This window comes from Epibacterium sp. MM17-32 (genome assembly GCF_022348205.1).
Classification (GTDB): Bacteria; Pseudomonadota; Alphaproteobacteria; order Rhodobacterales; family Rhodobacteraceae; genus Epibacterium.
Window position 1 is genome coordinate 309,713 of record NZ_JAKRFC010000003.1, and the last position, 21,051, is coordinate 330,763.

Below are 21,051 nucleotides of genomic sequence, written 5' to 3' on the forward strand. Positions count from 1 at the left end.
TTTCCGATGACCAAACCGCTGCCCGAAGTGACGCCAAACACCTGGGAATTCCTGCGCGATCCGATGATCACGCCCACCGGCTTTCGCGAATATGACGCGCGCTGGAAATACCCCGACGAGATCAACCTGCCCGGCATGACCGCCCTCGGCCTCGGCCTTGGCACCCAGATGATCCGCAATGGCATCGACCCGGTGATCGCGGTGGGCAACGACTACCGCGATTATTCGCTGACCATCAAGAACGCGCTGATCCTCGGCCTCATGCAGGCCGGCATCACGGTCAAGGACATCGGCCCCTGCATCACGCCGATGGCCTATTTTTCATCCTTCCACCTCGGCGGCTGCGCGGTGGCCATGGTCACCGCCTCGCACAACCCCAACGGCTGGACCGGGGTCAAGATGGGCTTCAACATGCCGCTGACCCACGGCCCGGACGAAATGGCAGAGCTGAAGGACATCGTGCTCAACGGCAAGGGCGAGCCGCGCCCCGGCGGCGCCTATGAATTCGTCGATGGCGTCTGGGACGCCTATATGGACGACCTCGTCGGCGACTTCAAAATGTCCCGCAAGCTCAAGGTCGTCTGCGCCACCGGCAACGGCACCGCCGCCGCCTTTGCACCGGCGCTGTTCAAACGCATCGGCGTCGAGGTGGTCGAAAGCCACAATTCCCTCGACTACACCTTCCCGCACTACAATCCCAATCCCGAAGCGATGGAAATGCTGCACGACATGGCGGACAGCGTGCGCGCCTCGGGCGCGGATTTCGCGCTGGGGTTTGACGGCGACGGCGACCGCTGCGGCGTGGTCGATGACGAGGGCGAGGAGATCTTTGCCGACAAGGTGGGCGTCATCATGGCGCGGGACCTGTCGAAACTCCACCCCAACGCCACCTTCGTTGCGGATGTGAAATCCACCGGCCTCTTCGCCTCCGACCCGGAGCTTCAGGCCAATGGCGTTACCGCCGACTACTGGAAGACCGGCCACAGCCACATGAAACGCCGCGTGCACGAACTCGGCGCGCTGGCGGGCTTCGAGAAATCCGGCCACTACTTCATGGCAGAGCCGGTGGGCCGTGGCTATGACGACGGCATGCGCGTCGCGGTGGAAATCTGCAAGCTGATGGACCGCAATCCCGACATGCAGATGTCCGACCTGCGCAAGGCGCTGCCGAAAACCTGGTCCACCCCCACCATGTCGCCCTATGCCGCCGATACCGAGAAATACGACATCCTCGACCGGCTGGTGCAGAAACTCGTCGCCAAACACGAGGCGGGTGACACCTTTGCCGGCCGCACCATCAAAGAGGTGGTCACCGTCAACGGCGCCCGCGTCATCCTGGACAACGGCTCCTGGGGGCTGGTGCGCGCGTCTTCGAACACGCCGAACCTGGTGGTGGTCTGCGAAAGCTCCGACAGCGAGGCCGAGATGCGCGCCATCTTCGCCGACATCGATGCCGTGATCCGCACCGAACCCGCCGTCGGCGACTACGACCAGACCATCTGACCGGCGCCCCCCGCACAGAGCAGCCGCGCCCCGGACAGGAGGCGTGGCTCTTCACCTTCATCTTCTTGACAAATATCCCGGGGTCCGGGGCCGCGCCCCGGTCCGGAACGCAGCCTCAGTTGCCGCCGAGGAATTTCAGCAACTGCTCCCGTGCCTCTTCCTCGACCCGGCGTTTCAGCGCGTCATTCAGGTCCTCTTCGGTCTCTACCGGCACCCCCAGCTCCTCGCTCAGCTTGTCCTTCACCGCCTGTTTCGCCTTCTCCTCGGCGTCTTCCAGCTGCGGCTCCACCAGCTTGCTCAGGTCCGGCTTGATCTTCGGATCGAACCAGGACCCGGATATGCGCACCGGCACCGACACCCCGGCGGAGGTCTCACTGGCAAAGGCGGTCGGGGTAAAGGTATAGTCCAGATCCTGCGCCCCGATCCCGACGCGCCCCTCCCCCTCGGCCTTCAGCGCCTCCAGCGTGGCCAGGAAATCTTGATTGGTCAGCGTGCCATCGGCGATGTTGAAACTCGCCGTCAGACCGTCGAACACGGTGGTGCCGCCATTGCCGCCGTCGGGATCCATGATCGACTGCAGGTCAAACCCGGTAAAGAACCCCTTGCCGATCTCCAGCGTCCCCTTGCCATCAAGCGACCGCATGATCTGATCCATGGAGTTGCCGACACCGAGAAACTCCAGCGTGCCCAGCGCCTCGCCCGTCAGCTTGTCATAGCCCGCCAGCTGCCCCAGCGCCTCCTGCATCTTCACATCGGCAAAGCTCAGCCGCCCGGCCACCGACAACCCGTTGCGATTGTTGGCGATCAGCTCGCCCTGAAGACTGCCGCCAAAGGCCTGGACCGGCAGCAGGGACAACACCGCCCGCGACCGGTCGATGACCAGGTTCAGCCGGCTTGGCCCCAGCGTCAGCGCGCTGGTCTTCAGCCCCTGCACATCAAGGCCGATCTGCCCGTCCAGCAGCCCCAGCGCCGAGGCATCAATGGGATCGCTCGACCAGCCCTGCGCACCCGCCCCCGCAGCGCCGCCCCCGGCAGCCCCCGGTTGCGGCGCATCCAGCGCGCTCAGATCCAGCACATCCGCCCGCAACGCCGCCGTCACCCGTATCGGCGCACTGCCAAGCGTCAGATCCGCCTCGCCGCCGAGGCTGTTGTGATCCAGCGTCAGGCTGAGGTCGCGCAGCGCCAGCTTGCCATCCGGCGTATAGGTGGTGTCCGCCGCCACCTGAACCGCCTGACCGAGGCCGCGCGGGATCTCCACCGGCGCCTGTCCCAGCGCCGTCATCAGGGCACGGGTGTCCTCGCTGGCGCCGGTCACGCGGCCGTCAAAGGCCCCGGTCAGATCCGCCCGCCCGTCCAGCCGCAGCTTGCTGGCCGCCGCCGTCATCGTCAGCCCGACCGACGCCACCTCGCCGCCAAGAAAACGGGCAAACTGGCCCACCTCGCCCTGCACCCGCAGCGGCGATCCTGCTGGACGCAGGGTCAGATCCACCGTCGCGGTGCCGGTGGGCTCCGGCCACAGCAGGTTGAGGTCCAGCTGGTCCATCTCCACCGGCTCCTGGCCGTGGGGCGCATAGCGCAGCGAGGCCCCGCTGAGCGAGATCGCCTCGATGGCAAAGGAGGCCTGCGCATCGCCCGCCCCCTCGGCCGCGGCGCCGCCCGCCGCCCCTTCAGCGGGTTCAAAGACCCAGTTTCCGGTGCCATCCGCCCGGGTCTCCAGGTTCAGATGCGGCACGATCGCGGTCAGCTCGGTGACCCGCACATCGCCCCGGATCAGCCGCGCCGCATCCACCCCGATGGTCAGCCGACCGGCCGTCAGCATCGGCTCCGGCCCGGCCCAGTCGGCATTGGCAAAGGCCACATTGTCCGCCTGGATGCCCAGCGTCGGCCAGAAGGAAAACCGCACATCGCCGCCAAAGACCACCTGCCGTCCGGTCTGTTTCTCGATCTGCTGTCCGGCCAGCTCGGCCAGCTTCTGCCCGGGCAGAAAGGTCAGCAGCACAAGCGCCACGGCAATGGTCAGCAGAAATGCAGAGAGGATACGAAAAATCAGGCGCATAGGTCTTGGCCCCTTCTGGGAGTGCGTCGGGATTGAGCCCGCAGTGCGTGGGCTTTGGCGCAGATTACACCGCTCGCGCGCGGGATCAATCCACCGCAGCCGCCCACCGCGACCTCAGCGCAATCGAAACCGCTGCCGCAGCGCCAGACCGAGGAAAAACAACAGCGGCAGCGACAACACGGTCTGCGCCCCCGACAGCACCTGGAGCACGGGCGGCATCTTGTCCAGGATCTCACCGAGGGTGCCTCGACCAAAGCCAAAGAGCGGAAACAGGTTGGAAAAGCTCAGCGCCATCGCCGTGCCCATCGGGCGCTCCACCACATCCAGCGGCGCGGGCACGCAACAGCTTGCAAGATAGCCCCAGAAGGCAGCACCGCCAAAGGCCCACAGACACAGCAGCCACACAAGAGGCCGCTGGATCGAATACCCAAAATCGGACAACCAGCCGAACAACAGATAAGGCAGCCGCGCGCCGAGGCTCCGCCCTTCACTGGGCAGCCCGGCAAAATGCATTTCCCGGCGAAAGAAGAAATGCGCCTCCTCCGGCAGCCCTTGCTGGGTCAGCACATGCCGGATGGTGGCACAGCTTTCGCGCGCACTGACCGGGTCCTGTTTGGTTTTCTGGGGCCAGTAGGTCTGCCCCTCGAGGTCCTTATCTTCGGCAATTTCATCCGAAGTCGGCTGCAGCCGCGCGGTGAAACTGGTTTTTTCGTGCAGCACCGCCCCAGTGAAATCAGGGCAACCATCGCGGAACAGCGCCTGACGAAAAGAGATTGGTTTTTCAAATTGACAGTCGGTGAAATCCGGAAGACAGATTTTGTTCCCGCCGATTCCAAATCGTGTTTTAGTAAAATAAGAAAAACCTCGAATGTATGCGGATCGAAAAGATACGGTTCCCTCGAAGGTGGCTTTTTCCAGATGAGCCTCCTGCGTGAACGAGGCGTTCTCAAAGCTAACGCCTTTGGTAAAAACTGATCCTTGAAAAGAAACTCTTGATTGAAAAACAAATTTATCAAGATGAAGACTGCTACTAAAAATGGCGTTCTCTAAACGTATTCGCCCCTTCGGATCTGGAGGGGAACCTACATCGGTTCCTATAATCCTGTTTTGCCACTGTCGCTCAAATGCTTTTTTGTTGTGATTGCTTGGATGCAGTTCGTTGATATCTATTCTTGATCCTTCGACAGCCGAAAGCTGCGGCCCTTCTAGGATATATTGTCCAATCCAAGCGTGCCAAGATTGTCGATTTTTCTCGTGCAACTCCCAATCAATCTCCTCCCCCTTCTGCTCGCCATGAAGCGTCATCAGGATGTACCAGGGGTTTTCATTGGCGGGGCTTAGGCTCTCTGGGGTCTCGGGCGCATCAGTCATCAATCGGCTTTCGTCATCAAAATCGTGGTACAGCCAGCCTAACCAGCGTGCAGGGGCCGGGCCAAGGGTGTTTTGCGCCAGGCCGCGTCAGAAAACCGCTCCCGCCTCCGCGCGGCGGTCAGCGGAGCATGCAAATCCTGCATTCCCTTGCCCGCGCGCGCGGTTTATACGACGGCCATGACCAGCAATCCGCCAGATCTCCGCCCCGACCTTGCTCCGAAACCCACCTTCGGGTCAGCCCCCCGCCCCGACCAGCCGACCCTCGGCATGGTCTCGCTCGGCTGCCCCAAGGCGCTGGTGGACAGCGAACGCATCCTCACCCGGCTGCGGGCCGAGGGCTATGGCATCTCGGCCGACTATTCCGGCGCCGATGCGGTGATCGTCAACACCTGCGGTTTTCTCGACAGCGCCAAGGCTGAGAGCCTTGAGGCCATCGGCGAGGCGCTGAAGGAAAACGGCAAGGTGATCGTGACCGGCTGTCTGGGGGCGGAGCCGGACTACATCCGCGACCACCACCCGCGCATCCTCGCCGTGACCGGCCCGCATCAATACGAACAGGTGCTGGACGCGGTGCATGCCGCGGTGCCGCCCGCGCCCAACCCCTTTGTGGACCTGCTGCCGGCGGCGGGCGTGAAGCTCACCCCGCGCCACTTCAGCTATCTGAAGATCTCCGAGGGCTGCAATCACAAGTGCAAGTTCTGCATCATTCCGGCCATGCGCGGGCGTCTGGCGTCGCGCCCCGCCCATGCGGTACTGCGCGAGGCGGAAAAGCTGGTCGGTGCCGGCGTGCGTGAACTCCTGGTGATCTCTCAGGACACCTCCGCCTATGGTCTGGATCGCAAATATGACGTGAACCCGTGGAAGGACGGCGAGGTCCGCAGCCATATCACCGACCTCACCCGCGCTCTGGGGGAGCTGGCCCCGGCCGAGGAGCTGTGGGTGCGGCTGCACTATGTCTACCCCTACCCCTCGGTGCGCGAGCTGATCCCGCTGATGGCCGACCCCGCCAACGCAGTGCTGCCCTATCTCGACATCCCCTTCCAGCACGCCCACCCGGATGTGCTGAAGCGCATGGCGCGTCCCGCGGCGGCGGCCAAGACCCTGGACGAAATCCGCGCCTGGCGCGCGATCTGCCCCGAGATCACCCTGCGGTCGACCTTCATCGTCGGCTACCCCGGCGAGACGGAAGCCGAGTTCCAGCATCTGCTGGACTGGATGGACGAGGCGCAGCTGGATCGGGTGGGTTGCTTCAAATACGAAAACGTCGACGGCGCGCGCTCCAACGCGCTGCCCGATCACGTGCCCGAAGAGGTCAAGCAGGAGCGCTGGGACCGGTTCATGGAAAAGGCGCAGGCGATTTCCGAGGCGAAGCTGGCCGCCAAGGTCGGTCAGGTGATGCAAGTGATCGTGGACGACATCGACGCAGACGGCATCGCCACCTGCCGCACCAAGGCCGACGCGCCGGAGATCGACGGCAACCTGTTCATCGACGAGGGCACCGAAGGGCTGAACGTTGGCGATCTGGTGACGGTCGAGGTGGATGAGGCCGGGGAGTATGATCTCTGGGGCGCGCTGCGCTAACCTCGATTGATCGGTCCGGCCGAGCGGCCGGACAGCCCCCGACCTCCCCCACGGGAGCGAAATTCATCTTTGTCACAGAATGGCAGGGCCCCACCTGAGCGCCCGAGCCTGGGTGGGTGCGCAAGCGCCCTCCCGGGGGGAGGGTCGGGCGCTGCCTGTGCGCTGCACAGGCTTGAATAGGCGGCCAAATGGCTTTTGCGGCTGCCCCCTACTCCGCTGCCACTGCCTGCTCTTCCTTCAGATAGGCCAACAGATCGGCGTTGCGGCAGTAATCCGGGGTGCGCTCGATCTCGCCCTGCAGGCTGGCCAGCTTGCGGTCACAGACCTGCGGGCAGGCGCAGCGGGTGCAGCGCAGGACCGCTTCGGCGATTTCCTCGAACCTGAGCGTGCCATTCACGGCTTCCTGTTCAAGGTCGAGGCCCATGGCCCGCCCCATGCGGTCAAAGAGGTCGGCGTGGGTCTTCAGTGTCTCCGGGTCGGTCATCGCGCGGCTCCTGATCCTGTTCACGGGGACCACCATGCCCGCCGCCGCAGCCGCGCGCCTTGATCGAGGTCAAATCCGCCCCTGCCGCCCTCAGCGCGCCTCCAGATAGGCGCGGACCGCATCCTGCACCCGGCGGAACCGGTCGCCGCCCAGCTTCTTGCCGCCGTACCAGCGGGTGACGATGATGACGTGATCGGCGATCTCCTCGCGCTCCATCATCCGCAGGATCACCATGCCGGCGCCGCTTTCGCCATCGTCGGCCTTGAGCGCGCCGGCGGGCAGCATCGCCGCCCAGGTGTTGTGGGTGGCCTTGGCATAGGCGCGGTCTTCCTTCAGCGCGGCCAGCACCGCGTCGACCTCGGCGCGGCTGGTGACCGGCGCGCCGCTCACCGCATATTTGGACCCGCGATCTGTCAGCACCACGCCAAGCCGGGTCAGGGCCGGCGTCGCGGCCTTGTCATTCCGTGTCATTGCCTGCCTCAGTTCAGCCCGTAGGTGCGGATCGTCTCCCGCACCACCAGGATACGGTCCGGATTGGCCGGATGGGTGCCGAGGAACGCATCACCGGGATCGGGGATCTGCTCGAAAAAGCGGACCCCGACACTGGGGCGATAGCCCGCCAGATGGGTGATGACCGTGCCCAGCGCATCCGCTTCCAACTCAAACGCCTTGGAATAGCTGCGCGCACCCACCACCGCACCGACATATTGCGCATTGGCGATTTCCTCCGGTGTGCCCCCTTCGAGCGAGACCAGCTCGCCCAGGAACACCGCCCCCTGCACCGCGTTGCGCCGCTGCTGATCCAGATGCCCGAGGATGTGATGCGCCACCTCATGGCTCATCACAAAGGCCATCTCGTCGGGGTTGCGAAAGGTCTTCAGCATGGCGGCGGTGAAGATCACCACCGGACGCCCGTTGCGATCAACGGTCTGGAACGCATTGGCCGGCGCCTGCGGGTCGAGATCCAGCTGCACGTCGAAATCGCAGTTGCGGTTGGGGTTCTGCTTGATGCATTCGGCTTCCGCCACGGGCTCCACGTCCTGCGCCACCGCGACAAAGGCGCGATAGGCCGGATCATCGGGCATCACCCCGGTACAGCCTGCCACCCACAGGAGAATGAGAATCAGATAACGGCGCATGCTATTCCAAAACTAGAGCATCTCCACGCTAGACCGGATCACCGCGCGGGTGCAAACGGTTGGCGGGAATGTGTGCCAGCGGACCGGCGCCCCCGATCCCGACTTGCCAGAGACGGGCGCTGGGTGGCACTCTGGAGACATGTTTACCATCGAGCACGAATTCGATTCCACCGTGATCACGCTCGTCGACGAGGGCAAGACGCATCTGAACGAGGATGTGATCCTGAACGCCTTTGCCGAATGCGTGACCATCGAACAATTCGACCCGCGCACCAATGTCGTGCAGCGCATCACCCTGTCGCCGGAACAGGTGCAGGACCTTGCCGCGGCGCTGGATCTGCCCGAAGGCGTCTATCGCCTGGTGCTGGAAAAGAACGGCTGAGCCCCGCGGACGGCCGCGTCAGCCCTCTCTGCCTGTGCCGGGCACCGCCGGAGACCAGAGCGCGCCCTGTGGCCCCGCCGCAGGCCGTCCCTAATCGCCATAGCGGATGACAAAGACCTTGTCCCGCGCGGCAGCGCCGCGCCGCAACTCCAGCCGCGACGGCGCAAGACCAAGGGCACGGGCCAGCAGCGCCTGTACATCCGCCGTGGCCTTGCCGCCCTCAGGCACAGTCGTCACCAGCACCTTGATGACATCCCCCCGCCGCACCACCGCGTTATAGGCTGATCGCGGCGTCACCCGCACCGCAATCTCCGCCCCCGGCTGCGCAAGGTCGCTCAGATCCGCCAGTTCCCGCGCCTTTGGCCGTGCCATATGTCGATCCCCCTTTTTGCGCAATGTGCGTCATCGCTCGCCTGCCTGTGCAGCCGCACCAGTGGACGACCGACCTGCGCCTTCGTACACCCTGTGACGATCCGGTCCCAGCCCCGCGTGCCCGCCCTCATACAGGTCCGCAGCCCGGCCCCTTTCCCCTTGAAACCCCGCTCCCGCTGCCCGACATAGGGGGAGACCAAATGTAAAGAGGTTTTACATATGCCGCAACGCAACGAGGCCGCCCTCGACTTCCTGCACCGCCGCCGCTCCCGCCCGGCCAAGACCCTGGTCGCCCCGGCGCCCGACCGCGCGGAGCTGATGGACCTCCTGACCGCCGCCGCCCGCACGCCGGACCATGGCAAGCTGGAGCCCTGGCGCTTTATCGTGGTGGAACACGGGGCCATGGCACGGCTGGCGCAGCTGACCGAGGAGACCGGTGCGCGCCTGGGCAAATCGGCGGACGACATCGCCAAGGCCCGCAGCCAGTTCGACCTCGGCCAGCTTGCCGTGGTGGTGGTGGAGATCCAGAAGGACAACCCCAAGATCCCGGCGCTGGAAATGACCTATTCCGCGGGTGCGGTCTGTCTGGCCCTGCTGAACGCGGCGCTGGCGGCTGGCTGGGGGGCGAATTGGATCTCGGGCTGGATGAGCCACGACCGGGGCTTCTGCGAGGCGGCCTTTGACCTCGCCCCCAACGAGCGCATCGCGGGGCTGGTGCATATCGCCACCGAAGGTGCGGTGCCGCCCGACCGCCCGCGCCCCGATGTGGCGGCGCTCACCAGCTGGGTCGAGACATGATTTTTGCGGCCTTTGGCAAGGCCCTGGGCCAGACCGGCGATCCGCGCTTTCGCCGGGTGCTGTTCCTTGGCGTCGGCCTGACCTTCGCCCTGCTGGTGGTCGCCTATGCGGCGCTGTTGATGCTGATCCAATGGATGGTGGGGCCGGAAACCACCCTGCCCCTGATCGGCGAGGTAACCTGGCTCAACGATCTGCTGTCGGTGGGCTCCTTCTTCTTCATGATGCTGCTGTCGGTGTTTCTGATGGTGCCGGTCGCCTCTGCGATCACCTCGATGTTCCTGGATGAGGTCGCTGCCGCGGTGGAGGCCCGCCACTACCCGCATCTTGCGCCGGTGCCCGGGCTCTCGGTCTGGGACGGGGTGAAGGACACGGTGAACTTCCTCGGCGTGCTGATCACCGCCAATGTGCTGGCGCTGGTGCTGTATCTGATGTTTGCACCGGCGGCCCTGTTCATCTTCTGGGGGCTGAACGGGTTTCTGCTGGGGCGGGAGTATTTCACCCTCGCCGCCGCGCGCCGGGTCGGTCTGGTGGAGGCCAAACGACTGCGCCGCCGTCATGGCGCCACGATCTGGGCTGCGGGTGTGCTGATGGCGATGCCGCTGTCGCTGCCTCTGGTGAACCTGGTGATCCCGATCCTCGGCGCGGCCACCTTCACCCATATCTTCCACGCCCTGTGGCGGGCGGAGTGACCGGAGGTCCCCGGCTGCCTGTCACCGGGGACGCTCCCGCGCCTGTGCGCCGCATCACAGATGCGACCCAATCAGCCTTGGGCCCGGCCGCGCCCCTGGCGGGGCGCGGCGGATGCGCGGGTGGCAAGGGCATGCCCAAGTCCGATCCTGGCGCCCTGCGCCGGTCCGCCAGGACCGGCGCCCGGCCCAACGGGCGGCCTGGTCTGTGTCAGACCGGGCCAACGGGCGGGAGCCTCCCCGTCCATATCGCCTCTACGCGCCGAGACCCGCGCGGGGGCGACGACAATCACCGGATCGTCAGGGATCGTGTCAGGGACGGTCTGGCAGCCGGTCGAACCAGTCGAAATCATTGACGCTGATCGCGCCGGACAGGATGACCCCGGCAATGATCGCCCAGAGCACCGCCGCCGCCGCCGTGGTGATCCAGGCCTTCTGCTTCAGGAAATGCCGCTCGGGCGCGCCGGCGTGGGTGCCAGGCACCACCTCGCCCACGTCGCCCTGTGTTTCCAGACGGATGGGGATCACCACCAGGAAGGTCAGGAACCAGATCACCGCATAGAGCACGATCGCGGATGTGATACCCATGGAATATTCCTCTCATATACGGGGAAGTCTGCGCCCCGCCACACGCCACAGCCGGCATCAGGGCCCGTATCCGACCGCCTTGCCAGCTTGCGGTCTATCTAGTCTCAAACCTGTTCGAGTTCCACCAGGCAGCCGTTGAAATCCTTGGGGTGCAGGAACAGCACCGGCTTGCCATGGGCGCCGATCTTGGGCTCTCCGGTGCCCAGCACCCGGGCGCCCTGCGCCTGCAGCCGGTCCCGCGCCGCCAGAATGTCCTCGACCTCATAGCAGATGTGGTGAATGCCGCCGGCCGGGTTCTTGTCGAGGAACCCCTGGATCGGCGAGGCCTCCCCCAGCGGATGCAGCAGCTCGATCTTGGTATTGGGCAGCTCGATGAAAACCACCGTCACACCGTGGTCCGGCTCCGCCTGCGGCGCGCCCACCTTGGCCCCCAGCGTATCGCGGTATTGTGCCGCCGCAGCCTCAAGATCCGGCACGGCAATGGCAACATGGTTCAGACGTCCGATCATGGCGAGGCCCCTCAGCGTTGGAAATGATATGTCCCCGTACAGATCAAACCCGCATGTTTGTTGCAAGCCCATCCGCACACGCTGAAGCTGTATCTCGCCGCGTCCTGTGGTCACAGCCCGCCCCGTTAATGAGTTGTTAGCCCAGAATCCATAGCGTCGACCCATGTAATCAGTGAGGGTCAGAACATGGATGATTCGGATCTCTTTGCCTCCGCAACCCGCCTGGGAAGTGGACGCCGCCCGCTTCTGGGGTTGACGATCCTGGTGGTCGAGGACAGCCGCTACGCCTGCGAGGCACTGCGCCTTCTGTGCTTGCGCAGCGGCGCACGCATCCGACGGGCCGACAGTCTGAAATCGGCGCGCAAGCACCTCCAGGTCTATCGCCCCTCGGTGGTGATCATCGACCTCGGCCTGCCCGATGGCTCCGGTGCGGATCTGATCCAGTCCCTTGCCGACGCCAATCCGCGCGTTGCCGTGATCCTGGGCATCTCCGGTGATGACAACGCCGAAGCCACCGCGCTGGCCGCCGGCGCCGACAGTTTCCTGCCCAAGCCGATCGTCTCCCTCTCGGCGTTTCAGAACGCGATCCTGTCCAACCTGCCGCCCGAACGCCAGCCGCTCGGCCCACGTCCGATGACGGATGAAGCGGTGGAGCCGGACCTGCTCGCCTTTCGCGACGATATGGCCCACGCCGCCGAAGTGCTGGGCGAAGCCGCCGATGAAAAGACGCTGGACTATCTGGCACAATTCCTCGGCGGTGTGGCCCGCAGCGTCGGAGATGCGCCGCTTGCCAAGGCCGCAACCCGGCTGGCCGAAACCCGCAGCAGCGGCGGCCCGATCGCCGTCGAAGCCGCCCATATCGCCGATCTGGTGCAGGAACGGCTTCAGCGCAAGATCGCGATCTGATCATGCTGGAAACACTGCTGATCGCATCACTGACCCTGATCATCGTCCTTGGGCTTCAGTCCCGCCTGATCCCGAGCCGGCCGGATGCGGGAAAGCCCCGCACCTCCCGCCGTCGGTTCCGGCTGCGCTAGATCCGGATCATTCGCGCCTGCGCCCACAGTCCAATCAGCGGGCCCGGGTCTTCCACAAGCCAGACATTCCGGTCGTCACTGCGCCCGGAATTGAGCGCCCCCGGCAAGCCTCCCCACCTGCAAGCCCCCCTTTCGCGACAGGTTTGGTCACAGGACCCTGGAACGCGGAATACCGTCGCCATTCGCTGCGCAGGCTTGACGGATCTCCGGTTTCGGGTCGCGATCAACCCACACGACGATGCGGGTTCGAGAGAGCGCCCCGACGCGGCGCCCAACAAAAACGGAACAGAATGCGTGACACGCCGGGCACCAGGTCGCGTTCACCCGCATATCGATCACCGTGCCTTCAGTCGTCGCCCTGCCCCCTCAGGATAGCTGCGCCAGGCAAGACCCTCCGTATTGAAACACGCCGCCCTGGCAGCCGCAAAAACGCGCGCGTACCAAAGAAAAGGGGCGGCCAAACTGGCCGCCCCCATCACAGTCTACCGATGCCTCAGCATCAGTCGTCCTGCGGGATCACGCGCAGGCCAAGTTCCATAAGCTGCTCCGACATCGGCTCGGAGGGCGCGGACATCATCAGGTCTTCGGCGCGTTGGTTCATCGGGAACATGATGACCTCGCGGATATTGGCCTCATCCGCCAGGAGCATCACCATCCGGTCGATACCAGCCGCGCAGCCCCCGTGCGGCGGCGCGCCATATTGGAACGCATTGACCATGCCGCCAAAGCGTTTTTCGACTTCTTCCTTGCCGTAACCCGCGATTTCAAAGGCCTTGAACATGATCTCCGGCTTGTGGTTCCGGATCGCCCCCGAGACCAGCTCGTAGCCGTTGCAGGCGAGGTCATACTGGAACCCGCGCACGGCCAATGGGTCGCCCTGCAGCGCCTCCATCCCGCCCTGCGGCATGGAGAAGGGGTTGTGCTCGAAATCGACCTTGCCGGTTTCTTCGTCCTTCTCGTAGATCGGGAAATCCACGATCCAGGCAAAGGCAAAGCGGTCCTTGTCGGTCAGACCCAGCTCCTCGCCGATTACGTTGCGGGCGCGGCCGGCAACGGCCTCGAACGTCTTCGGCTTGCCACCAAGGAAGAAGGCCGCATCGCCAACGCCCAGCCCCAGCTGCTGGCGGATCGCTTCGGTGCGCTCTGGCCCGATGTTCTTGGCCAGCGGTCCGGCGGCTTCCATTTCGCCGTCCTTCTCGCGCCAGAAGATATAACCCATGCCGGGCAGGCCCTCTTTCTGGGCAAAGGCGTTCATGCGGTCGCAGAACTTGCGGCTGCCGCCGGTCGGTGCCGGAATGGCGCGGATCTCAGTGCCGTCCTGCTCCAGGAGCTTGGCAAAGATCGCGAACCCGGACCCGCGGAAATGCTCGGACACCACCTGCATCTTGATCGGGTTGCGCAGGTCCGGCTTGTCGGAGCCATACCACAGGGCCGCGTCCTTGTAGGAGATCTGCGGCCAGTCTTCGGCGGCATCCACCTTGCGGCCCTTGCCGAATTCCTCGAACACGCCCGCCATCACCGGTGCGATGGTGTCGAACACATCCTGCTGGGTGACAAAGGACATTTCCATGTCGAGCTGGTAGAAATCGGTGGGCGAGCGGTCGGCGCGCGGGTCCTCGTCGCGGAAACAGGGCGCGATCTGGAAATACTTGTCAAAGCCCGACACCATCATCAGCTGCTTGAACTGCTGCGGCGCCTGCGGCAGCGCGTAGAACTTGCCCGGATGCAGGCGCGACGGCACCAGGAAGTCGCGCGCGCCCTCGGGGGAGGACGCGGTGATGATCGGGGTCTGGTATTCGTTGAAGCCCTTGTCCCACATGCGCTTGCGGATCGACTGGATCATCTGCGCGCGCAGCACCATGTTGTTCTGCATCTTCTCGCGCCGCAGGTCGAGGTAGCGATAGCGCAGGCGGGTTTCTTCCGGGTATTCCTGCTCGCCAAAGACCATCAGCGGCAGCTCTTCGGATTTGCCGAGGATTTCGATGTCGCGGATGAACACCTCGATCTCGCCGGTGGGGATCTTCGGGTTCACCAGGCTGTCGTCGCGGGCCATGACATTGCCGTCGATGCGGATGCACCATTCCGAGCGCACCTTCTCGATCTCGGCAAACACCGGGCTGTCGGGGTCGGCCATCACCTGGGTGACGCCGTAATGGTCGCGCAGGTCGATGAACAAGAGGCCGCCGTGGTCGCGGACCCGGTGGACCCAGCCGGACAGGCGAACGGTTTCGCCGACGTGGGATTTGTTCAATTCGGCGCAGGTGTGGCTGCGGTATGCGTGCATGGATCTGGTCTCTCTCGGCTGCGGCTGGCGCGATGCGGGGCATCAGCACCGGGCAAAATTCATCCGCACCCGTACACAGGGTTCGATCGGTCTTGTCAAGCAAACCGGGCCAATTGAGCGTCCTGATCGCCCTGTTTCGCACCACCGCAGGGGGACGGGGGCCCTCCCGCCCACGCGGGCCGCCCTGCACAGGCAGGGCAACACCTTGCGGTTGGGCCGGGCGCCGCGCGATGCGCGGCGCCGCAGCCGGTCCCCAGCGGGGACCGGCTGCCCCCCTTCCCCGCCGGCATCCTGACCGCAACACCTGTTCGGAAAAGCCGCGCGGGTTAGCGCCCAAGCTGCGCCGGCATCTGTCCCCGCAGTGCATTCATCAGATGGATCTCCCGCGCCTGCCGCAGATCATCCATCGTCAGAACCGCCTCGCGCAGCGCGCCCGCCTCCAGCAGGCTCTGACGACAGATCCCTGGCAGACAGCCCGAGGCCAGCGGCGGTGTGAGCCTGTCGCCCTGCGCGGTGGTGACGGCGATATTGGTGATCGTGCCCTCGGAGAGCTCTCCGCGCGTGTTCAGGAACACCATCTCCTGCAGCCCGCTCGCAAGCTCGCGCCGCACCTGATCGTAGAGCCCCCGCCGGGTGGTCTTGTGGCGCAAGAACGGGTCCTCCGCCTCCAGCCGCGCCTCGGCGATATCAAACCGCCACACCGGTGCCGCGGGCGGCATCGGCGATGTGGTCAGATCCAGCGCGCCATCTGCCGCGAGGGTCATCCGACAGCGCAGCGGTGCCGCGCCCCCAAGCCCCGCCACCAAACGCGAAGCCGCCACGGCATCAAAGGCGATGCCAAAGGCCTCTGCCGACCGCGCCATCCGCGCCAGATGCAGATCCAGCCGCGCGACACCGCGACCGGGCACATAGCCAAAGGTCTCGATCAGGCGGAAATCGGCGTCGTCACCTGTGCAAATCGGGCTTTCCACAGCGCTTCCTCATATTCCGACTCCGCGGTGCTGTCCCAGACCAACCCGCCGCCGACATTGAACGTCGCGCGGTCGCCCTCCAGCAGCACCGTGCGGATCGCCACGTTGAACTCCGACCGCCCGTCCGGTGCCGCCCAGCCGATCGAGCCGCAATAGATGTCGCGCGCCCAGGGTTCCAGATCGCGCAGCACCTCCATGGCGCGGATCTTCGGCGCCCCGGTGATCGACCCGCAGGGATAGAGCGCGGCAAAGATCTCGGCGAGGCCACAGCCCGCGGCCAGCCGCGCCCGCACCAGCGACACCATCTGATGCACGGTCGCATAGCTTTCGATCGCGAACAGGTCCGGCACCCGCACCGATCCGGTCTCGGCCACGCGGCTGATATCGTTGCGCAACAGATCCACGATCATCAGGTTCTCGGCCCGGTTCTTCTCATCCGCCTGCAGAAAGTCGCGCCGCCGCGCATCCTCTGCCGGATCGGCGCTGCGCGGCTGGGTGCCCTTCATCGGGCGGGTCTCGATCACGCCCTCACCCGTGGTGCGAAAGAACAGCTCAGGGCTGCGCGACAGGATCGCGGGCAGGCCCTCCTGCTCGATCAGGACCCCATGCCCCACCGGCTGACGTTCCGCCAACGCCGCATAGAGCGCCTCCGGACGGCCCCAGGCCGGCACATCGATGGGAAAGGTCAGATTGGCCTGATAGATGTCGCCCGCCCCGATCAGGGCCTTCACCCGGTCAAAGGCCTCAGCATAGCGCGCCGCGTCCCAGCGCGGCACCGCCTCGCCAAACCCCGCATCGCCCGCCCAGCGCGGAACATCGGCGCGCGCCGGCGCACGGTACACCCCGAACTGTATCAACGGCAGACGCCGGCGCTCCGGCATCCGTGCCAGCAGGCGCGGCTCCAGCGCATAGCCCAGCTCGTAAGAGGCATAGCCCGCAACCCAATAGCCCTCGGCGCGCGCCTCATCCAGCGCCGCCAGCGCATCCGGTACCTCCTGCGCACAGGCGGCAGCGATCATCCGCACCGGATCGGCAAACCGAACCGCTCCGGCCTGATCCCCGCTCACCGGGCCATTGTCAAAACGCAGTCGCACCGTCAGAGTCTCCTCGCAGGCTGGTGGAGCCCCGCATATAGCGGTTTGCCTGCCGCGGGAAAGGCCCGAAAACGGCAAAATGCATCACAGGGCCGATCCCCCTTGCACCTTTTGTCTCGCTCCCTATAACGCAGGACAATTTGGGCGCTGCCCGCGCCTGATTCAGACTGCCACGCCGCATAGTTTTCCAAGAGGACGCCACGCCATGCCCAAAAGAACCGATATCCAGTCGATCATGATCATTGGCGCGGGACCGATCATCATCGGTCAGGCCTGCGAATTCGACTACTCCGGCGCGCAAGCCTGCAAAGCGCTGAAGGAAGAAGGCTACCGCGTCATCCTGGTCAACTCCAACCCCGCCACGATCATGACCGATCCGGGGCTGGCCGACGCCACCTATATCGAACCGATCACCCCCGAGGTCGTCGCCAAGATCATCGAAAAGGAACGCCCCGACGCGCTGTTGCCGACCATGGGCGGGCAGACCGGCCTCAACACCTCGCTCGCGCTCGAGGAAATGGGCGTGCTGGAGAAATTCGGCGTCGAGATGATCGGTGCCAAGCGCGAGGCCATCGAGATGGCCGAAGACCGCAAGCTGTTCCGCGAGGCAATGGACCGGCTGGGGCTGGAAAACCCGCGCGCCACCATCGTCACCGCGCCCAAAAAGGAAAACGGCTCCGCGGATCTGGAGGCCGGCGTGCAGATCGCCCTGGAGGAACTTGAAGGCATCGGCCTGCCAGCGATCATCCGCCCCGCCTTCACCCTCGGCGGCACCGGCGGCGGCGTCGCCTACAACCGCGAGGATTACATCCACTACTGCCGCTCCGGCATGGATGCCTCGCCGGTGAACCAGATCCTCGTCGACGAAAGCCTGCTGGGCTGGAAGGAATACGAGATGGAAGTGGTCCGCGACAAGGCGGACAACGCGATCATCGTCTGCTCGATCGAGAACGTCGATCCGATGGGCGTGCACACCGGCGACAGCATCACCGTGGCCCCGGCGCTGACGCTCACCGACAAGGAATACCAGATCATGCGCACCGCCTCGATCGCGGTGCTGCGGGAAATCGGCGTCGAGACCGGCGGCTCCAACGTGCAATGGGCGGTGAACCCCGACGATGGCCGCATGGTGGTGATCGAGATGAACCCCCGCGTGTCGCGCTCCTCGGCGCTGGCGTCCAAGGCCACCGGCTTCCCGATCGCCAAGATCGCCGCCAAACTCGCCGTGGGCTACACGCTGGACGAGCTGGACAACGACATCACCAAGGTGACGCCGGCCTCCTTTGAACCGACCATCGACTATGTGGTCACCAAGATCCCGAAATTCGCCTTTGAAAAATTCGCCGGTGCCGAGCCCTTCCTCACCACCGCGATGAAATCCGTGGGCGAGGCAATGGCGATCGGCCGCACCATCCACGAATCGATGCAAAAGGCGCTGGCCTCGATGGAATCGGGCCTCACCGGCTTTGACGAGGTCGAGATCCCCGGCGTGCAGGCGGGGCTCTGGGAAAGCGTCGGTTCGGATGACAAGGCCGCCGTCATCAAGGCGATCAGCCAGCAGACCCCGGACCGGCTGCGCACCATCGCCCAGGCGATGCGCCACGGGCTGTCCGATGACGAGATCCAGGCCGTCACCAAGTTCGACCCCTGGTTCCTCGCCCGCATCCGCGAGATCATCGACGCCGAGCGCGACGTGCGCAAGAACGGCCTGCCGATGCGCGAGGACGGGCTGCGCGCGCTCAAGATGCTCGGCTTCACCGACGCCCGCCTCGGCGCGCTCACCGGGCGTGACGAGGACAACGTGCGCCGCGCCCGCCACAATCTCGGCGTCAAGGCCGTGTTCAAGCGCATCGACACCTGCGCCGCCGAATTCGAGGCGCAGACGCCCTATATGTATTCCACCTACGAGGCCCCGATGATGGGCGACGTGGAATGCGAGGCGCGCCCGTCGGACAAGAAAAAGGTCGTCATCCTCGGTGGTGGCCCCAACCGCATCGGTCAGGGCATCGAGTTCGACTACTGCTGCTGCCACGCCTGTTTTGCGCTCACCGACGCGGGCTACGAGACCATCATGGTCAACTGCAACCCGGAGACGGTGTCGACCGACTATGACACCTCGGATCGCCTCTATTTCGAGCCCCTGACCATGGAGCACGTGATGGAGATCCTGCGCGTCGAGCAGGAGAACGGCACCCTGCATGGCGTCATCGTGCAGTTCGGCGGCCAGACCCCGCTCAAACTCGCCAATGCGCTGGAGGCCGAGGGCATCCCGATCCTCGGCACCACGCCCGACGCCATCGACCTGGCCGAGGACCGCGAGCGCTTCCAGGCGCTGGTCAATGAGCTGGGCCTGAAGCAGCCGAAGAACGGCATTGCCTCGACTGATACGCAAGCACTTGAAATCGCAGAAGAAATCGGCTTCCCGCTGGTCATCCGTCCGTCCTATGTTCTGGGCGGTCGTGCGATGGAGATCGTGCGCGACATGGATCACCTCAAGCGCTACATCAACGAGGCCGTGGTGGTCTCCGGCGACAGCCCTGTGCTGTTGGACAGCTATCTCTCCGGCGCGGTGGAACTGGATGTGGATGCGCTCTGCGACGGCACCGACGTGCATGTGGCCGGCATCATGCAGCACATCGAGGAGGCCGGCGTGCACTCCGGCGACAGCGCCTGCTCGCTGCCGCCCTACTCGCTCGACAAGGAAGTGATCGAGCGCATCAAGGAGCAGAGCTTTGCGCTGGCCAAGGCGCTCAATGTGGTTGGTCTGATGAACGTGCAGTTCGCGATCAAAGACAATGAGATCTACCTGATCGAGGTCAACCCGCGTGCGTCCCGGACCGTGCCCTTTGTGGCCAAGGCCACCGACAGCGCCATTGCCTCCATCGCCGCGCGCATCATGGCGGGCGAGCCGCTGGCGAACTTCCCCCAGCGCGCCCCCTATGAACCGGACGCGGGCTATGACGTGGACACGCCGATGGCCGACCCGATGACGCTGGCCGACCCGGACATGCCGTGGTTCTCGGTCAAGGAGGCGGTGCTGCCCTTCGCCCGCTTCCCCGGTGTCGACACCATCCTCGGCCCGGAGATGCGCTCCACCGGCGAGGTCATGGGCTGGGACCGCAGCTTTGCGCGCGCCTTCCTCAAGGCGCAGATGGGGGCCGGCATGGTGCTGCCCAGCGCGGGCCGCGCCTTCATCTCGATCCGCGACACCGACAAGACCGAGGTGATGCTCGACACCGCCCGCATCCTGCTGGATCAGGGTTTTGAACTGGTCGCCACCCGCGGCACCCAGGGCTGGCTCTCCGGTCACGGGGTTGCGTGTTCGGTGGTCAACAAGGTCTACGAGGGCCGCCCGCATGTGGTCGACATGCTCAAGGACGGTGGCATCCAGCTGGTGCTGAACACCACCGAGGGCGCCCAGGCGGTCGAGGACTCCAAGCCGATGCGCGAAGTGGCGCTCTATGACAAGATCCCCTATTTCACCACCGCCGCCGGCGCCCATGCCGCCGCCCGCGCCATCCAGGCGCAGGCAGAGGGCGACGTCGAGGTGAAGAGCCTGCAGGGCTGAGCCCTGCCCCTTCTAAAAAAAACGGCAAACGCCCCCGTTCCGGGGGCGTTTTCTTGTTTGAGCCCGCAGGGCGGTCGGATCGCCACAGGCGATCCGATCCGGGCGGCGGCAGCGCAGGCCCTGCGGGCCTGCGCTGCCGCCGCCACCCCCGGTTCATCCCGAGGCGCGCCTTTCACAGCTTTCATACAGCCGAAAGGTTTCCCGGCTATCCCTGCGCCTGTTTCCATGCAGCACCACACCGGAGCCCAGCCCCATGCGATACCTGATCTGCCTTTTCACATTGCTCACACTTGCCGCCTGCGACGTCCCGCTGGTGCCCCTGATCTAAGCGTGGAACACGCAAAGCCCCGCAGAATTTCACTCAATTGAGTCAGATCTTTACGTTGGGATAACGCCGCTCGCGTTGCGCCGACTCGGTCGCCGCGTCACAGTGATCCCTGCATAGAGCAGCCCAGAAGGGCAGCGGAAGATCATGTTCCCTCCAGGCCATCGTTGCTCTCTCACCCCTCACGGATGGCCGTCTCTTGATCTCCCCCAAACGGAAAAGCCCCGCGGGACAGGTCCCCGGGGCTTTTCTTATCTCGGACCGACGCCAGGACGCGAGAGGACACCAGGGCGCGAGGCCAGC

At 65.1% G+C, this 21,051-nt stretch carries 19 protein-coding genes; 8 read left to right on the top strand and 11 right to left on the bottom strand.

The features are described from left to right. Positions 1 to 6: 6 nt before the first annotated feature. On the top strand, positions 7 to 1,503 hold the full coding sequence (locus MHM88_RS07265) for a phosphomannomutase/phosphoglucomutase (protein WP_239361930.1): 1,497 nt from the start codon (positions 7 to 9) through the stop codon (positions 1,501 to 1,503). Between the two features lie 115 nt (positions 1,504 to 1,618). Here the strand turns inward: MHM88_RS07265 and MHM88_RS07270 are convergent, their stop codons facing one another. Further along, positions 1,619 to 3,559, bottom strand: coding sequence for an AsmA-like C-terminal region-containing protein (locus tag MHM88_RS07270; RefSeq protein ID WP_239361940.1), 1,941 nt, complete (start codon positions 3,557 to 3,559; stop codon positions 1,619 to 1,621). 114 nt (positions 3,560 to 3,673) lie between these two features. Continuing rightward, a complete protein-coding gene (locus MHM88_RS07275; RefSeq protein ID WP_239361942.1) occupies positions 3,674 to 4,930 on the bottom strand; it encodes a pentapeptide repeat-containing protein in 1,257 nt (418 codons plus the stop codon). A 177-nt stretch (positions 4,931 to 5,107) separates the two neighbouring features. Here MHM88_RS07275 and rimO point away from each other — a divergent pair, with 177 nt between their 5' ends. Further along, on the top strand, positions 5,108 to 6,511 hold the full coding sequence (rimO, locus tag MHM88_RS07280; protein WP_239361954.1) for a 30S ribosomal protein S12 methylthiotransferase RimO: 1,404 nt from the start codon (positions 5,108 to 5,110) through the stop codon (positions 6,509 to 6,511). A gap of 208 nt (positions 6,512 to 6,719) precedes the next feature. Here the strand turns inward: rimO and MHM88_RS07285 are convergent, their stop codons facing one another. From MHM88_RS07285 to MHM88_RS07295, 3 genes are all read right to left on the bottom strand, one after another. Next, a complete protein-coding gene (locus tag MHM88_RS07285) occupies positions 6,720 to 6,995 on the bottom strand; it encodes a DUF6455 family protein (RefSeq protein ID WP_239361956.1) in 276 nt (91 codons plus the stop codon). A gap of 90 nt (positions 6,996 to 7,085) precedes the next feature. After that, a complete protein-coding gene (locus tag MHM88_RS07290; protein ID WP_239361958.1) occupies positions 7,086 to 7,466 on the bottom strand; it encodes a YigZ family protein in 381 nt (126 codons plus the stop codon). A gap of 8 nt (positions 7,467 to 7,474) precedes the next feature. Continuing rightward, the gene (locus MHM88_RS07295) at positions 7,475 to 8,134 is read right to left on the bottom strand and encodes a M48 family metalloprotease (RefSeq protein ID WP_239361972.1); all 660 of its coding nucleotides are present in this window, start codon (positions 8,132 to 8,134) and stop codon (positions 7,475 to 7,477) included. Between the two features lie 139 nt (positions 8,135 to 8,273). On the opposite strand from MHM88_RS07295, the gene MHM88_RS07300 reads away from it, so the two are divergent. Further along, positions 8,274 to 8,516 (top strand): hypothetical protein, encoded by a 243-nt coding sequence (locus MHM88_RS07300; protein WP_239361974.1) that lies wholly within the window; start codon positions 8,274 to 8,276, stop codon positions 8,514 to 8,516. A 90-nt stretch (positions 8,517 to 8,606) separates the two neighbouring features. Here the strand turns inward: MHM88_RS07300 and MHM88_RS07305 are convergent, their stop codons facing one another. Continuing rightward, entirely contained in the window at positions 8,607 to 8,888 is a 282-nt protein-coding gene (locus MHM88_RS07305; RefSeq protein ID WP_239361976.1) for a DUF167 domain-containing protein, read from the bottom strand. A 219-nt stretch (positions 8,889 to 9,107) separates the two neighbouring features. Here MHM88_RS07305 and MHM88_RS07310 point away from each other — a divergent pair, with 219 nt between their 5' ends. After that, entirely contained in the window at positions 9,108 to 9,686 is a 579-nt protein-coding gene (locus tag MHM88_RS07310) for a nitroreductase family protein (RefSeq protein WP_239361980.1), read from the top strand. After that, positions 9,683 to 10,375: an EI24 domain-containing protein gene (locus tag MHM88_RS07315; protein ID WP_239320621.1), complete on the top strand. Its 693-nt coding sequence runs from the start codon at positions 9,683 to 9,685 to the stop codon at positions 10,373 to 10,375. The genes MHM88_RS07310 and MHM88_RS07315 overlap by 4 nt, the downstream gene beginning before the upstream one ends. Before the next feature lie 309 nt (positions 10,376 to 10,684). On the opposite strand, the gene MHM88_RS07320 is transcribed toward MHM88_RS07315, so the two are convergent. Further along, complete coding sequence (locus tag MHM88_RS07320; RefSeq protein ID WP_239320585.1) at positions 10,685 to 10,960, bottom strand: DUF1467 family protein; 276 nt, start codon at positions 10,958 to 10,960, stop codon at positions 10,685 to 10,687. Positions 10,961 to 11,064: 104 nt separating this feature from the next. Then, positions 11,065 to 11,469: a methylmalonyl-CoA epimerase gene (gene mce, locus MHM88_RS07325; RefSeq protein ID WP_239320582.1), complete on the bottom strand. Its 405-nt coding sequence runs from the start codon at positions 11,467 to 11,469 to the stop codon at positions 11,065 to 11,067. A 186-nt stretch (positions 11,470 to 11,655) separates the two neighbouring features. On the opposite strand from mce, the gene MHM88_RS07330 reads away from it, so the two are divergent. Both MHM88_RS07330 and MHM88_RS23110 read left to right on the top strand, forming a co-directional pair. Beyond that, a complete protein-coding gene (locus MHM88_RS07330; protein ID WP_239320580.1) occupies positions 11,656 to 12,375 on the top strand; it encodes a response regulator in 720 nt (239 codons plus the stop codon). A gap of 2 nt (positions 12,376 to 12,377) precedes the next feature. After that, positions 12,378 to 12,506: a hypothetical protein gene (locus MHM88_RS23110; protein WP_255729439.1), complete on the top strand. Its 129-nt coding sequence runs from the start codon at positions 12,378 to 12,380 to the stop codon at positions 12,504 to 12,506. Between the two features lie 499 nt (positions 12,507 to 13,005). Here the strand turns inward: MHM88_RS23110 and aspS are convergent, their stop codons facing one another. From aspS to MHM88_RS07345, 3 genes are all read right to left on the bottom strand, one after another. Further along, on the bottom strand, positions 13,006 to 14,790 hold the full coding sequence (aspS, locus tag MHM88_RS07335) for an aspartate--tRNA ligase (RefSeq protein WP_239361986.1): 1,785 nt from the start codon (positions 14,788 to 14,790) through the stop codon (positions 13,006 to 13,008). A 326-nt stretch (positions 14,791 to 15,116) separates the two neighbouring features. After that, a complete protein-coding gene (locus tag MHM88_RS07340; protein ID WP_239361988.1) occupies positions 15,117 to 15,761 on the bottom strand; it encodes an aminotransferase class IV family protein in 645 nt (214 codons plus the stop codon). Further along, positions 15,716 to 16,855 carry an aminodeoxychorismate synthase component I gene (locus MHM88_RS07345; protein WP_370687466.1) on the bottom strand — a complete coding sequence of 380 codons (1,140 nt, stop codon included), beginning with the start codon at positions 16,853 to 16,855 and terminating at the stop codon, positions 15,716 to 15,718. The genes MHM88_RS07340 and MHM88_RS07345 overlap by 46 nt, the downstream gene beginning before the upstream one ends. A gap of 205 nt (positions 16,856 to 17,060) precedes the next feature. Between MHM88_RS07345 and carB the strand changes: the two genes are divergently transcribed. Then, positions 17,061 to 20,423 carry a carbamoyl-phosphate synthase large subunit gene (gene carB, locus MHM88_RS07350; RefSeq protein WP_239362001.1) on the top strand — a complete coding sequence of 1,121 codons (3,363 nt, stop codon included), beginning with the start codon at positions 17,061 to 17,063 and terminating at the stop codon, positions 20,421 to 20,423. Positions 20,424 to 21,051 lie beyond the last annotated feature (628 nt).